Genomic DNA, 13,635 nt, shown 5'->3' with positions numbered 1-13,635 from the left:
CCTTTAAAAATTTAAGAATATGTTAATATAAATTCCCTTCCAAATTCCAGTTTCTCGTAATATAGTTGTAATGTAACTTTTCAACGCATTTTTACGACAAAAAAGTGAACGGAGGGGTTTCCCATGGAAGAAACCTTTCAGATATTATATGATGCATACCATCAAGATTTATATCAATTTTTATTTTATATGGTAAAAGATAAGTCGCAGGCTGAAGATTTGACGCAGGAAGTGTATATCCGCGTCTTGAATTCCTATCATACATTTGAAGGAAGAAGCAGTGAAAAAACATGGCTGTTGTCCATCGCACGCCATGTGGCGATTGACTGGTTCCGCAAGCAGCAGACGATCAGACAGCGTATTATGGGTACGTTTGATTGGGATACACAAGATGTCAGAGATCAACATTTGCTTCCGGACGAACTCGCCGTACAGCATGAAAACGTCCGGGAAATTTATACCGCGCTTGATCATTGCACCATTGATCAAAGAGCTGTTATTATCTTGAGATTTATTCAGGGATATTCCATTCAGGAAACAGCCGCCGCTCTCCGCTTCTCGGAAAGCAAAGTCAAAACGACCCAACACAGAGGGCTCAAAATACTTCGGAAACAGATGGAGCTTTTGAGGGAGGAGCTAATGGATGATGAAGTCATATTGGAACGAAGAAAGAGTAGAGGAGTTGTTAAGACAACTTCCGGCGGTTAGAGATCATCGTTCACCCGAGGCCATTTACCGGAATATTGAAACGGGTAAACCGTACAGGAAAAAACCGGCCCGAAGCTGGATCGGCCCCGCCGCAGCCGGCGTCTGCGCATTGTGCATCGCTCTGATTATATCTCCTCACCTGATGACAAACAAATCTGCCGGTGATCTTACAGCTGACAGCCGCCAGACTGAAAAAGCCAGTCAGTCAGCTACTGTCAAGCCGGATCAGAAGACGTTTGTCGTTTCTAACGAAAACAAAAACAATTACATTACTTTGGCGTTTGCCGATTCAGATACATCCGCCGTCATTCCGGTCAGTTTTGAAAAAAAGAAGCCGGATGAATCGGTTTCAGAGGCATTATCTGATGCAGAAAACTTAGAAGTGCCCGAATCTTTCCTGTCTGTTCCTCAGCTTTTGGACGGTGTGCAGGTAACGGCGGATAAGAAGGATTTGCTTGTGCAGGTAAACGGACGGCTCTCTATCGAATCAGCTGCCGAAGCTGACTTATTGAAAAAGATGCTGAAAGAGACTTTGACATGGAGTCCTTACGAGCGGATTAAATTGAAAAAGGTTCAAAACGGAGCCGGACAGGATTTTTATAAATCTTACGGCATTTCCGCTGAGATGTCCGTACATAAACAGACAAACCGGGCGTATTTTTCTTACAGCGACAGTCTGGGACAAGAGTATCTCGTCCCGTCTGAACAAACCTATTATTCAGTATATCAGGCTATTGACGGGATGAAGACAACAGACGGAGGCTCACAGACTGCGAGCATTATAGAAGCCGATGCGATTGCATCGGTATCGGAAAGGGAAGACGGCGAGCAGCTGCGGATTCAATTGTCCGAAAAACATAAGGTTGAAGATTCGCTGGAAGGGATTTTAATGATCGAAGGACTTCTGTTAACTGCGAAGGAATTCGGTTATTCTGAGGTGCTGTTCACACATGCGCATACAAAGAAAATCGGTAATTATGATGTGACAAAACCTATCGCTGTGCCTGCCGCGCCTAATCCGCTTCCAAGCCATTAAACGTAAAAAACCCAAAACATATGAATGTTTTGGGTTTTTTGTTGGTTACGGAAGGTCAATCAGTTTAACGGAAACAATATCCTGAATTGAAGTCAGCTCATTGACGACTTTATCATCTAAATGTTTATCAAAAGAAAGCATCATAATGGCTTCTCCGCCTTTTTCTTTACGGCCTACCTGCATGGTAGCGATATTGATATCGTTATCGCCGAGGATGCGTCCTACGCGTCCGATTACACCAGTCGTATCCTGGTGCTGGATATAAACGAGGTGGCCGGCAGGATTTAAGTCAATATTAAAGCCGTTCAGTTCAACGATTCGTTCACCGAAGTGAGGGATATACGTAGCCGTTAACGTAAATGTGCTCCGGTCTCCGGTTACTTTTACGCTGATGCAGTTATCATATCCTGATTCATTGGAGGAAATCTTCTCGCTGAAGCTGATTCCGCGTTCTTTTGCTACACCGCCGGCGTTCACTTCATTGACCGTTGAGTCTACACGCGGTTTTAAGAAACCGGACAGCAGGCTTTTTGTAATAAATGATGTTTCAAGTTTGGCGATGGTGCCTTCATATTGAATCGCAACATCTTTGACGGGTTCCTTCATACATTGTGACACGAGACTTCCGATTTTATCGGCAATTTGGTGATAAGGCTGGATTTTTTTGAATTCATCTTTCGTCATCGCAGGCAGGTTGATCGCTGACATGACAGGCAGACCTTTTGCAAACTGCAGCACTTCTTCAGAAACCTGTGCCGCGACATTCAGCTGTGCTTCTTTCGTTGAAGCGCCTAAGTGAGGTGTGGCGATCACCAGCGGATGATCGGGAAGCTTTGATTCAACTGGCGGTTCCACTTCAAACACGTCAAGGGCAGCGCCTGCGACATGGCCGCTTTCCAGCGCTTCCAAAAGCGCCGCTTCATCAATAATGCCGCCTCTTGCGCAGTTGATAAGACGGACGCCTTTTTTCGTTTTGGCAATGGTTTCTCTGTTAAGCAGTCCTTTTGTTTCCTTTGTTAAAGGCGTGTGGACGGTAATGATATCCGCGCTTTCAAGCACTTCTTCGAATGTCCGGCTGTTTACGCCGATTTTGCCGGCTCTCTCTTCGGTTAAGAAAGGATCGAATACATGAACCGTCATACCGAACGCTCTGGCGCGCTGGGCAATCTCGCTTCCGATCCGGCCCAGACCGACAATGCCTAAAGTCTTTCCGTAGAGCTCCGCCCCGACAAAAGCCGTCCGGTTCCATTCTCTTGATTTTACTGAGATATTGGCTTGCGGAATGTGTCTCATTAATGAAGAAATCATCGCGAATGTATGCTCTGCCGTTGAAATGGTGTTTCCATTCGGCGCGTTTATCACGATAACCCCATGTTTTGTGGCCTCATCAATGTCGATGTTGTCTACGCCGACACCGGCTCTGCCGACGATTTTTAAAGAGGTCATTTTTTTAAACAATTCTTCGGTTACTTTCGTGGCACTGCGGACTAACAGGGCATCAAAGGTATGTAATTCATCTTCTGCTTCCGCGACGTTTTTTTGAACAATTTCTATAAAGTCTGATTCCATCAGCGGCTTTAAGCCGTCATTGCTCATCTTATCTGAGACCAAAACTCGAAACATTGTTAGATTTCCTCCTAGTTTAGCTGACTAAATATCTGATAATTTATCATATTCTCAATAGAGTGTCAATGTGTATTGACGCAGTAAAGGAGAAAAGGAAACCGCTGAATCAGCTTAAATTGGGCTTCCCCAATATTTTATTTAAATTTGAGCAGTTCTCTATACAATTGCAATTTGATCATATATAATGTGAATAAATTCATAAGATCAATCTTCGGGGCAGGGTGAAATTCCCTACCGGCGGTGATGAGCATCATGCTCTAAGCCCGCGAGCTGCTTCGGCGGCAGGATCCGGTGAGATTCCGGAGCCGACAGTATAGTCTGGATGGGAGAAGATGGAGGTTCAGCAGGCGTTTTGATGCTTATATCAAACGTTTCTTTGCCAAGCCTTAGTAAGCTCCCGCTTTTTAACAAAAGCGGTTTTTTTATTGGGGCGCAAAAGAACCTTTCCTCTTTTCGAGAGATTTGATCGAAAAGGAGAGAGCATTGTGAAAGTAAAAAAATTAGTTGTCATCAGTATGCTTAGCAGTATTGCTTTTGTGCTTATGCTGTTAAATTTCCCGTTTCCGGGGCTGCCGGATTACTTGAAAATTGATTTCAGTGACGTTCCTGCAATTATCGCCATTTTGGTTTACGGGCCTGCGGCGGGGATTGCGGTTGAAGCGATTAAAAATATTCTGCAGTATATCATTCAAGGAAGCATGGCCGGCGTGCCTGTCGGGCAGGCAGCCAATTTTATCGCAGGAACGCTGTTTATTCTGCCGACGGCGTTTATGTTTAAAAAGCTCAAATCTGCTAAAGGACTTGCAGTGAGCCTGCTGGCCGGAACCGCAGCGATGACTGTATTGATGAGTATTTTGAACTATATTCTTATCCTGCCCGCGTATACTTGGTTTTTACATTCACCGGCACTGTCAAACAGCCAGTTAAAAACGGCGGTTGTCGCAGGAATCCTGCCGTTTAACATTGTAAAAGGCGTTATCATCACCATCGTCTTTACGTTCATCTTTACGAAGCTGAAACCTTGGATTGAACAAAAACGCAGCATCCAGACACAATAAAGGCTTAAAGCGTCCGCTCTGTGAAAACAGCCGGACGCTTTTTTGTTTGTGCTGATCGCAAAAAATAAGACTCCGGCCGATAACAGCCGGAGTCTTATTCAGGACGAAAAAGCTCCTCTCACGGGGAGGGCTTTTTTATTCGTATTTCAGCGGGTCGCCTTCGAACGGTTCATCCGCAACTTTGATTGAATCAGTAGGGCATCCTTCAAATGCGTCAATCATATCTTCTTCCAGAACTTCCGGAACTTCGACGACGCCTTTATTTTCGTCAAGCGTAACGAACGCAATGCCTTCATCATCATAATCATAAATGTCTGGTGCCGCAGCTCCGCAGGCGCCGCATGCAATACACGTATCTTTATCTACAATTGTGTACTTTGCCATGAATAAAACCTCCCAGATTGTTCGTGTTGGAACAAATGGTTTACCTTATATATTTTTAAATATAACACCTATTCCTCTTACTTATTGTAATGATGTTAGTGTCAAATTTCAACAGAAAAATGATTGAGAATGCTTATCACATAAGGGATTCTCTTTAGCACTTCCCCCTAAAAGATGACTTTAAACGTCAAATTTATATGAAAATCTGTTAAAATAAAAAGAACCAAAAAACGAAACTTGTCACAGAAGAAATGTAGGTGTGTTTAGATTGGCGATAAACTACTTTGATACCGTGGTTCTCGACTGTCTGGACAAAATAGACGGCGAACGGACTCCGAGTGCTGTGTTTCATTTATTAAAAGGAAAAAAGTCGTCTCAAACCATTCAGGATGCCGGCTTATTTCAGATCGCTAAATATTTCGGCATGGCTTCACATTGTGAACGCGGCGATATTGCGGCTTCTTTGCATAAACTCACCGAGAACTCATTCATTACAGCCGGAAAAGAAGAGGGAACGTGGAAAGTGACTGCGCACGGCGTTCAAAGGCTTGAACGGGCGTTTGCCGAGCGGCCTTGGCCGAAGCACTGCCACGGCGCGAATTATCAAACGCCTGCTGTCAGCCTGTGGAGGCGGCTTTCCCTGCTCATTCAAGTCCTGTCAAACAAAGAGCATCAATGCAGTCAATATATCCCGGTTACAAACGATGTGCAGACGCTGAGATGGGTCAAACGGTTCATGCGGAAAAACAGAGACGCTAAAGAGCTCTCCGTCCAAATGCATGAGACGCTGTTTCACCTTCTGCAAGGCGTAAGTGAACGGCAGGCGCTTATTTTTGTCTATTCTTTAACTTCATTCAACAGAATCGGCAAAACGAATAAGCAGCTCGCTCTCCAGCTGAACGAAGATGAATGGTATGTGTCCGTCCAGTTTTGGGGAGCGGTACATTATGTTATTCAATCGCTTCCGCAATGTGCATATCCCGCTCTGCGCGAGCTGTTGTCCGATCTGCAGGCGGAAAGCGCGCTGACACAGTCTGCCAGAAAAACCTTTGAGCTGTTGGAAAAAGGGTTTCCGATTGAACGGATCGCCGCGGTCAGAAATTTAAAAACCGCCACAATCGAAGATCATATCGTAGAAATATCATTGCATCAGCCTGCATTTTTTATAGAACAGTATCTTTCTGAAGAGGAACAGCGTATGATAACGGCATTTGCAAAACAGCATCAAACGAATAAAATTAAACGGATTCGCGAAGGAATGCAGATGCGCTTCAGCTATTTTCAGATCAGGCTGGCGCTGGCAAAGACGGTGAATCAGCATGACTGAGCTGCATAAAGCTTTATCCAGGTATTTTGGTTTGCATTCCTTTAAAAAAGGGCAGGAAGAGATTATGACTAGCGTGCTCCAAAAAAAAGATACGATCGCCATGCTTCCGACCGGCGGGGGAAAATCATTATGCTATCAACTCCCGGGTTACATGATGGACGGGCTGGTGCTGATTATTTCGCCGCTCCTTTCATTAATGGAAGATCAGGTGCAGCAGCTGAAAGCGAAAGGAGAAAAGCGGGTTGCGGCATTAAACAGCATGCTGAATTCCGCAGAGCGGCATTTTATCCTCAGCAACATCAGCCGGTATAAATTTCTCTATATTTCTCCTGAAGCCCTTTCTTCACCTTATGTGCTGAACCGTTTGAAAAATGTCCCGGTCAGTTTATTTGTTATTGATGAGGCTCATTGCATATCAGAATGGGGACATGATTTCAGGCCTGATTACTCGAAGCTCGGACCTTTCAGGCAGGCACTCGGAAAGCCGCCTGTATTGGCGCTGACCGCAACAGCGACAAAAGAAACGCTCAGAGACGTGACGGATGTGCTCGGACTTGAGCATGCGGTGCGTCATCTTTATTCAGTCAACCGGCCGAATATTCTCCTGGCGGCAGAACATTTGGCTGATAATGCCGAAAAAATAAGCAGGCTCACGGAGCTTGCCGAAAAGCTTGAAGGCCCGGGTATCATATATTGTCCGACCAGAAAATGGGCGGAAGAGCTTGCGGCTGAGCTGAACGAAAAAACGGGAAAGCGGACGGATTATTATCACGGCGGAATGGATACAGGCGACAGGATTTTAATCCAGCAGCAATTTATCCATAACCAGCTTGATTGCATCTGCTGCACCAATGCGTTCGGCATGGGTGTGGATAAGTCAGATATCCGCTTTGTCATTCACTTTTATCCTCCCCAAACGGCCGAGGCCTTTATGCAGGAAATCGGCAGAGCGGGACGCGACGGCAGCCCGAGTGTCAGTATTTTGCTGAGGGCGCCCGGCGATACCGAGCTTCAGCAGCAGATTATTCAGACAGAAAGCCTGTCTGATTATGACCTGGAAGGCATTCTGGCCGTCATACGGGATGCCGGTACGAGTGATGAGCGAAAGCTTCGGGACGTTCTGATCAATAAGGGCGTCCAGGAAACACAGGCGCGAACGGCCGTCCATCTGTATCTGCAAGGAAAAACCACAAAAGAGCAGCTGCAGGAAGAACTGACATACCGCGTGGAAAAGAAGCTGCGTAAAATGAATCGTTTTTCGGCGTTATTAGAGCGGAAAGAATGTATAAGAGAAGCGCTGCTGTCTTATTTTGATGAACCGTATGAGCCTGATGGTCAAACCGGACAATGCTGCAGCAGCTGCGGACTTGATCTGGCTCCGTACGAGCAAAAAGGAGAACGTAAAAATATGGAACGGTTTGAAGATTGGAAGCTGGAATTAGGCCGGATTTTCGGATCAGAGTCTGCGGGTGAGTTCAGCTGAGACGGCAAAGCGAATTGATCCGGCAGCTCTCAGACCGGGAGATTGTGATGCAGCTGTACGCCACCCAATTGCTCATATTGGCGGTTTCAGCTATTATCGGCTTTTTCTTTTTTACCGACATTCACGATTTTTTAAAGCTGTGGCATATACGTGACGATAATATCATATGGTACGGTGTAACTCTTGCCGTCCTTGTCATTTTTGCCGATCTGGCGGTGATGAAATGGTGTCCTTCGCATTTATATGATGACGGCGGCATTAATGTATTGCTTTTTAAGAACAGGCCGGTTCTGCACATTTTGTTTTTGACGCTTCTCATTTCGTTCAGCGAAGAGATTTTGTTCAGAGGCGTTCTGCAGACACATATCGGCTTATGGGCCGCCAGCTTGATTTTTACCGTGCTTCATTTCAGATACTTGGCGAAGTGGCTTCTGTTTATGATGGTTGCGGGCATCAGTCTTTTGCTGGGGCTTATCTATGAATGGACCGGCAATTTATTCGTTCCGGTTACAGCGCATTTTATTATTGATGCGGTATTTGCCTGTCAGATCCGTTTTCAATACGTTAGGAGGGGTTTGCATGACGGAAATGTCAAGAGTTGAAAGAAGAAAAGCTCAGCTGCGTGCCGAGCAGCAGGTTGCCGCGGCCGCGGATGAACAAATTGAATATCTTGAAGACAGCCTCCCGACAAGACAATCTGTAAAAGAGGAGCGTAAAAAAAAGGAAGAGCAGGTGAAGGAAAAAACCAAAACAAAAACGCCGCTGTTCACTTTTCTGACCGTCCTGTTCATTATCGTAACAATCGGTGTCTTTTTCGGTCTTCTTTATATGACGAACAGCAGCAGATTTGACCCGAAGGACTATGAAGATGTCTTCATAGACCACAGTGAAAGCGCGCCTGCCGTTATTCCGAAAGGCGCTCAGAAAGAAACGTCAGAAACCGCTCTTTTAGAACAATCGAAAAAAAAGTCTGACGACAAAGATAAGAAAGAAGCGGCTGCACCTGAAAAAACGAAAGAAAAACCAAGTGAAAAAACACCTGAAAAAACGGAAACGCCCTCAGAAAAACAAGTAAAGCCGACAGACACCGATTACGCGGAGACAAAACAGCAGTCTCCGCCGGCTGTCCGTGAAAAAGCGGCTCCGGCTGAGGCGAGTGATCAAGCCGGGACTGTCCCAAAAAAAGTGCGGACCGTACAGCATACTGTACAGCCGAAAGAAACGCTTTACCGCATTTCAATGAAATATTATAAAAGCCGGGCGGGCGAAGAAAAAATCCGCAGCTACAACGGATTAAACGGAAACGACGTGTACACCGGCCAGGTTCTGAACATTCCGCTGTCTGATTAAAATAAATGCATGTTTTCACCGCGTTTTTCATATAGTGTACCAATGAAAACGGACAAGGTGTGAAGCGCATGGATTCTTTATGGAAGCAATTAGACCGATTTGCTGACGGACCGACGAAACAAATGCTTCAGGCGCTGGTGAAACGGAAATTAAAATACGAAAATTATGCTGCACAATGCCGAAGATGGCAGTGGGCGTCCCTCGTTTGTTTTTCCCTGATGTGCATACTGCTGATGTTTAAAAGCTTTAATGCCCCCCAAGCCTCTCCGCAGCTGATTCTGCAGGAAATATTAGGCCATACGGTTTACTTGTGCTGGATTATGGCTTCCGCTTTTGCGTATTGCACTTCTTATTATTTCAAAAAAAAGGAAGAAAAAGCTGAGGGTGAATTTCATAAACTGAGGTGTGAAATTATCCAAAAAAGCACGGATTTATGGCCCCAGCCTGAAAAATGGAGGGCGAGAGAATCTGTTTTTCACTTGATGAAACATCGGTATGATATCAATCTTTATTTTGAAAGCAAATAAAATGAGGCGTTTTCCGGAAAGGATAGAAACGTCTTTTTTTGTTTGTCCGTCTAATATAAGACAATGACAGAATGGAGAGTGCGTTTATGAAGCTTACAGCGGGAATTCTCGGCTCATTGGCGGGAGCGGCTGCGGTTATGGCGGCCGTTATGTACAAAACGGCAAACGGCAGCCATCTGAAAACACATACATTTACGCTTGATAAAATGAAGGGGATGAAGCCGCTCACCATCTTTTTTATATCTGACGTGCACCGCCGTTTAATTGATGAAAAGCTTCTCCGCGAAGCGGCAGGTTATAAGCCGGATGCCGTTTTGCTCGGCGGTGATTTGGCGGAGGGCGGAGTTCCTTACGCCAGAATTGAAGAAAACATCAAACGTCTTACGGCTCTCGCGCCTGTCATGTATGTGTGGGGGAATAATGATTACGAGGTCAGCCAGCAAAAACTGCTCTCTCTTTTACGGGCATATAAAGTGATCCCGCTGAGAAATGAATCGGTTCAGTTTGCTTATAAAGGGGAAACCGTTACGATCTGCGGGGTGGATGATATCAGGATGATGATGGATGATTACGAATCTGCAATCAGATATACGGATGCTGACAAAGTAAACCTCCTGCTTTGCCATAACCCGGACATCCATGAGCAGATGAGGGAGTCAGACGGGATTGACGCTGTGTTCAGCGGCCATACGCATGGCGGCCAAATCCGTTTCGGCCGGTTCGGGCCGTACGAATTGGGCGGGACGGGAACGATAAAAAAAGCGCATTACCTGATCAGCAACGGCTACGGGACGACAAAAGTTCCGCTGAGGCTCGGGGCGAAACCGGAGACGCATATGATTACGCTGTGCGGACCGGATGAGCCGTCTTCCTGAAACAAACCCGGCCGCGGTGATAAAAAACGGCATTCTGCTTGTCTTCCCGCTGTACACGGTGTAAACTGATAACAAATTAAGAACCTATGACTCATTTATTCATATACTGTGTTATATGATTTGTGTGCAAGAAGAGGCAGGAGGGAACATTATGCGGCTTGAGCGTCTGAACTATAATAAGATTAAAATCTTTTTAACCCTCGACGATCTGACTGATCGGGGACTGACAAAAGAAGACCTCTGGAAGGACTCGTTTAAAGTCCACCAGTTATTTAAAGATATGATGAATGAAGCAAATACAGAGCTCGGCTTTGAAGCGAATGGTCCGATCGCGGTGGAAGTATATTCTCTTCAGGCACAAGGCATGGTTGTGATTGTAACGAAAAATCATGACGCGGACGCAGAAGATGACGAATATGACGATGATTATATCGAGATGCAGGTCAAACTTGACGAAAGCCCGGATATTATTTATCAGTTCCATTCGTTTGAAGATATCATTCAGCTTGCCGGAAGCCTTCACCGAATCGGGATTACCGGCGGCACCGTCTACCACTATGAGAACCAATACTATGTAAGCCTTGAAGACCTCGGCTCCCGTTCCGCCGAAGGCGTCATCGCGGTGCTGGCTGAATACGGACACCCGGCGACGATTACGATTTACAGGCTCCATGAGTACGGAAAACTCATCATGGACGGCAATGCTGTGGAGACCATCCAGAAACATTTTTCATAAAAAAGACTTGAAACGGCAGCTGTTTTCAGCGGCCGTCTTTTTTTAAGCGAAATAATGGAAAAATCATTGTCTTTCTTCTATGCACGGAGATATTGAAGGTGTATACTAGTCACTGAAAGGGAGCATGAGAGAAACAGAAGATTTTAGGAGGTTAACTCAAATGGCAGCCGATCGATTCACCGGTCATAATGAAGAAGACAAACATGATGTATTAAAATCAACCCAAACCGTAATACATAAAGCTCTGGAAAAATTGGGGTATCCAGAAGAAGTGTATGAACTGCTGAAAGAGCCGCTCAGATTATTAACGGTTAAAATTCCTGTTCGGATGGATGACGGGTCTGTGAAAATATTTACAGGCTATCGTGCGCAGCACAATGATTCCGTAGGTCCGACAAAAGGCGGCATTCGTTTTCACCCGAATGTAACTGAAAAAGAGGTGAAAGCACTTTCCATCTGGATGAGTTTAAAATGCGGAATTATTGATCTTCCTTATGGCGGTGGTAAAGGCGGAATTGTTTGTGATCCGAGAAATATGTCATTCAGAGAGCTTGAAAGACTGAGCAGGGGATATGTCAGAGCAATCAGTCAGATTGTCGGACCGACTAAAGACGTCCCGGCACCTGACGTATTTACAAACTCACAGATTATGGCTTGGATGATGGATGAATATTCAAGAATTGATGAATTTAACTCACCCGGTTTTATTACGGGAAAACCGCTTGTACTCGGCGGATCCCACGGCAGGGAATCAGCGACAGCAAAAGGCGTCACCATCTGCATAAAAGAAGCGGCCAAGAAAAAAGGTCTCGATATTCAGAACGCGCGCGTCGTCGTACAAGGTTTCGGAAACGCGGGCAGCTATCTGGCCAAGTTTATGCATGACGCCGGCGCGAAAGTTGTCGGAATTTCTGACGCGTACGGAGGCCTTTACGATCCGGACGGTCTTGATATTGATTATCTGCTTGACCGCAGAGACAGCTTCGGAACGGTGACGAAGCTTTTCAATGACACCATTACGAATCAGGAGCTGCTTGAGCTGGACTGTGATATACTTGTCCCGGCGGCGATCGAAAACCAAATTACAGAAGAGAACGCTGACCGCATCAAAGCGAAAATCGTTGTAGAAGCGGCAAACGGACCGACGACACTGGAAGGAACGAAAATCCTGACAGACAAAGGAACGCTGCTGGTTCCCGATGTTCTGGCGAGCGCCGGCGGTGTAACGGTTTCTTATTTTGAATGGGTTCAAAACAACCAAGGCTTCTACTGGAGTGAAGAAGAAGTCGAGGAAAAACTGGAAAATATGATGATAAAATCGTTTAATAATATTTATGAAATGTCCCAAAACCGCCGGATTGACATGAGGCTTGCGGCTTACATGGTCGGCGTGCGGAAAATGGCGGAGGCTTCGCGTTTCAGAGGCTGGATATAAGCCAATCGTTTGCATAAACAAAAAAAATCTCCTATGATAATATAGGAGATTTTTTATATGAGTGGAAACTTATGATGGAAATGCCAATCGCAGGAGTTGAAGGACATGACAGAAGAAAAAGCAATTATAATAGGCGGAGGTCCTTGCGGATTATCGGCGGCTATACATCTGAAGCAAATTGGCGTGAACGCGCTTGTGATCGAAAAAGGGAATGTCGTAAACAGCATTTATAACTATCCGACCCACCAAACTTTTTTCAGTTCAAGTGAAAAATTGGAGATCGGCGATGTCGCCTTTATTACGGAAAACAGAAAACCGGTCCGAATACAGGCTCTCTCTTACTACAGAGAGGTTGTCAGAAGAAAAGAGCTGCGCGTAAACGCCTTTGAAACAGTGGAGCGCGTAACGAAACAGGAAGACGGCCGTTTTCTTGTAGAAACATCAAAAGACCGCTACCTCACTCCGTTTTGTATCATTGCGACAGGATATTATGATCATCCGAATTATATGAACATACCGGGTGAAGGGCTTCCTAAGGTATTTCATTACTTTAAAGAAGGCCATCCTTATTTTGATAAAGATGTTGCTGTGATCGGCGGGAAAAACTCAAGTGTGGACGCGGCTTTGGAACTGGTGAAGTCCGGTGCGCGCGTCACGGTGCTCTACAGAGGACATGAGTACTCCCCGAGCATCAAGCCGTGGATTTTGCCTGAGTTTGAGGCCCTCGTCAGAAACGGCACAATCCGGATGGAATTCGGCGCTTGTCTTGAAGAAGTGACGGAAGATGAAATCATTTTCCGCTCCGGCCGAAATGAGACGGTCCGGCTGAAAAACGATTTCGTATTTGCCATGACGGGATACCATCCCGATCACGGTTTCCTCGAAAAAATCGGTGTGCGGATTGATGCGGAATCAGGCCGGCCGTTTTTCCGGGAAGAAACGATGGAAACAAATGTTGACGGTGTTTTTATCGCCGGAGTCATTGCGGCTGGAAATAACGCCAACGAAATTTTTATCGAGAACGGCCGTTTTCACGGCGGCTTGATCGCAAATGAAATATCAAAACGGCTGGGTGCAGAGAGCATATGAT

The 13,635-nt window shown here is 45.6% G+C and carries 14 protein-coding genes and 1 riboswitch; of the genes, 12 read left to right on the top strand and 2 right to left on the bottom strand.

Going from position 1 to position 13,635, the window contains the following annotated elements:
- The first annotated feature begins 123 nt into the window (after positions 1-123).
- The gene (sigX, locus tag G9F50_RS10270; RefSeq protein ID WP_003153399.1) at positions 124-708 is read left to right on the top strand and encodes an RNA polymerase sigma factor SigX; all 585 of its coding nucleotides are present in this window, start codon (positions 124-126) and stop codon (positions 706-708) included.
- The gene (locus G9F50_RS10265; protein WP_483861494.1) at positions 644-1,744 is read left to right on the top strand and encodes a sugar dehydratase; all 1,101 of its coding nucleotides are present in this window, start codon (positions 644-646) and stop codon (positions 1,742-1,744) included. Before sigX ends, G9F50_RS10265 begins: the two co-directional genes overlap by 65 nt.
- Positions 1,745-1,789: 45 nt before the next feature.
- Here the strand turns inward: G9F50_RS10265 and serA are convergent, their stop codons facing one another.
- Positions 1,790-3,367 carry a phosphoglycerate dehydrogenase gene (gene serA / locus G9F50_RS10260; protein WP_060562771.1) on the bottom strand — a complete coding sequence of 526 codons (1,578 nt, stop codon included), beginning with the start codon at positions 3,365-3,367 and terminating at the stop codon, positions 1,790-1,792.
- 206 nt (positions 3,368-3,573) lie between these two features.
- Positions 3,574-3,708, top strand: a riboswitch (FMN riboswitch).
- A 147-nt stretch (positions 3,709-3,855) separates the two neighbouring features.
- On the opposite strand from serA, the gene fmnP reads away from it, so the two are divergent.
- On the top strand, positions 3,856-4,428 hold the full coding sequence (gene fmnP / locus G9F50_RS10255) for a riboflavin transporter FmnP (protein ID WP_015240114.1): 573 nt from the start codon (positions 3,856-3,858) through the stop codon (positions 4,426-4,428).
- Positions 4,429-4,563: 135 nt separating this feature from the next.
- Here the strand turns inward: fmnP and G9F50_RS10250 are convergent, their stop codons facing one another.
- Entirely contained in the window at positions 4,564-4,812 is a 249-nt protein-coding gene (locus tag G9F50_RS10250) for a ferredoxin (RefSeq protein ID WP_003153403.1), read from the bottom strand.
- A 268-nt stretch (positions 4,813-5,080) separates the two neighbouring features.
- On the opposite strand from G9F50_RS10250, the gene G9F50_RS10245 reads away from it, so the two are divergent.
- From G9F50_RS10245 to G9F50_RS10205, 9 genes are all read left to right on the top strand, one after another.
- Complete coding sequence (locus tag G9F50_RS10245) at positions 5,081-6,139, top strand: YpbB family protein (RefSeq protein WP_060562772.1); 1,059 nt, start codon at positions 5,081-5,083, stop codon at positions 6,137-6,139.
- The gene (locus G9F50_RS10240) at positions 6,132-7,622 is read left to right on the top strand and encodes a RecQ family ATP-dependent DNA helicase (RefSeq protein ID WP_165406543.1); all 1,491 of its coding nucleotides are present in this window, start codon (positions 6,132-6,134) and stop codon (positions 7,620-7,622) included. The genes G9F50_RS10245 and G9F50_RS10240 overlap by 8 nt, the downstream gene beginning before the upstream one ends.
- A gap of 14 nt (positions 7,623-7,636) precedes the next feature.
- Positions 7,637-8,224: a CPBP family intramembrane glutamic endopeptidase gene (locus tag G9F50_RS10235; RefSeq protein WP_025284939.1), complete on the top strand. Its 588-nt coding sequence runs from the start codon at positions 7,637-7,639 to the stop codon at positions 8,222-8,224.
- Positions 8,202-8,972: a LysM peptidoglycan-binding domain-containing protein gene (locus tag G9F50_RS10230; protein ID WP_098081541.1), complete on the top strand. Its 771-nt coding sequence runs from the start codon at positions 8,202-8,204 to the stop codon at positions 8,970-8,972. Before G9F50_RS10235 ends, G9F50_RS10230 begins: the two co-directional genes overlap by 23 nt.
- Positions 8,973-9,040: 68 nt before the next feature.
- Positions 9,041-9,499, top strand: coding sequence for a YpbF family protein (locus G9F50_RS10225; RefSeq protein WP_007409443.1), 459 nt, complete (start codon positions 9,041-9,043; stop codon positions 9,497-9,499).
- Positions 9,500-9,585: 86 nt separating this feature from the next.
- Positions 9,586-10,374, top strand: coding sequence for a metallophosphoesterase (locus G9F50_RS10220; protein WP_060562775.1), 789 nt, complete (start codon positions 9,586-9,588; stop codon positions 10,372-10,374).
- Between the two features lie 151 nt (positions 10,375-10,525).
- Entirely contained in the window at positions 10,526-11,110 is a 585-nt protein-coding gene (locus G9F50_RS10215; RefSeq protein WP_003153412.1) for a genetic competence negative regulator, read from the top strand.
- A 160-nt stretch (positions 11,111-11,270) separates the two neighbouring features.
- On the top strand, positions 11,271-12,545 hold the full coding sequence (gene gudB, locus G9F50_RS10210; RefSeq protein ID WP_003153413.1) for an NAD-specific glutamate dehydrogenase: 1,275 nt from the start codon (positions 11,271-11,273) through the stop codon (positions 12,543-12,545).
- A gap of 105 nt (positions 12,546-12,650) precedes the next feature.
- Positions 12,651-13,634, top strand: a complete 984-nt coding sequence (locus G9F50_RS10205; protein ID WP_012117874.1) for a YpdA family putative bacillithiol disulfide reductase — start codon at positions 12,651-12,653, stop codon at positions 13,632-13,634.
- Position 13,635: the final 1 nt, after the last annotated feature.

The organism is Bacillus sp. EKM206B, from assembly GCF_011066015.1.
Taxonomy (GTDB): domain Bacteria; phylum Bacillota; class Bacilli; order Bacillales; family Bacillaceae; genus Bacillus; species Bacillus velezensis.
Note: the sequence above shows the minus strand (reverse complement) of the source record. Positions and strands in the feature narration are given on the sequence as shown.

Coding starts and splice junctions, on each gene's coding strand:
- sigX (WP_003153399.1), top strand. CDS start 124: ATGGAAGAAACCTTTCAGATATTATATGATGCATACCATCAAGATTTA.
- G9F50_RS10265 (WP_483861494.1), top strand. CDS start 644: ATGATGAAGTCATATTGGAACGAAGAAAGAGTAGAGGAGTTGTTAAGA.
- serA (WP_060562771.1), bottom strand. CDS start 3,367: ATGTTTCGAGTTTTGGTCTCAGATAAGATGAGCAATGACGGCTTAAAG.
- G9F50_RS10250 (WP_003153403.1), bottom strand. CDS start 4,812: ATGGCAAAGTACACAATTGTAGATAAAGATACGTGTATTGCATGCGGC.
- G9F50_RS10240 (WP_165406543.1), top strand. CDS start 6,132: ATGACTGAGCTGCATAAAGCTTTATCCAGGTATTTTGGTTTGCATTCC.
- G9F50_RS10230 (WP_098081541.1), top strand. CDS start 8,202: ATGACGGAAATGTCAAGAGTTGAAAGAAGAAAAGCTCAGCTGCGTGCC.
- G9F50_RS10225 (WP_007409443.1), top strand. CDS start 9,041: ATGGATTCTTTATGGAAGCAATTAGACCGATTTGCTGACGGACCGACG.
- G9F50_RS10220 (WP_060562775.1), top strand. CDS start 9,586: ATGAAGCTTACAGCGGGAATTCTCGGCTCATTGGCGGGAGCGGCTGCG.
- G9F50_RS10215 (WP_003153412.1), top strand. CDS start 10,526: ATGCGGCTTGAGCGTCTGAACTATAATAAGATTAAAATCTTTTTAACC.
- gudB (WP_003153413.1), top strand. CDS start 11,271: ATGGCAGCCGATCGATTCACCGGTCATAATGAAGAAGACAAACATGAT.
- G9F50_RS10205 (WP_012117874.1), top strand. CDS start 12,651: ATGACAGAAGAAAAAGCAATTATAATAGGCGGAGGTCCTTGCGGATTA.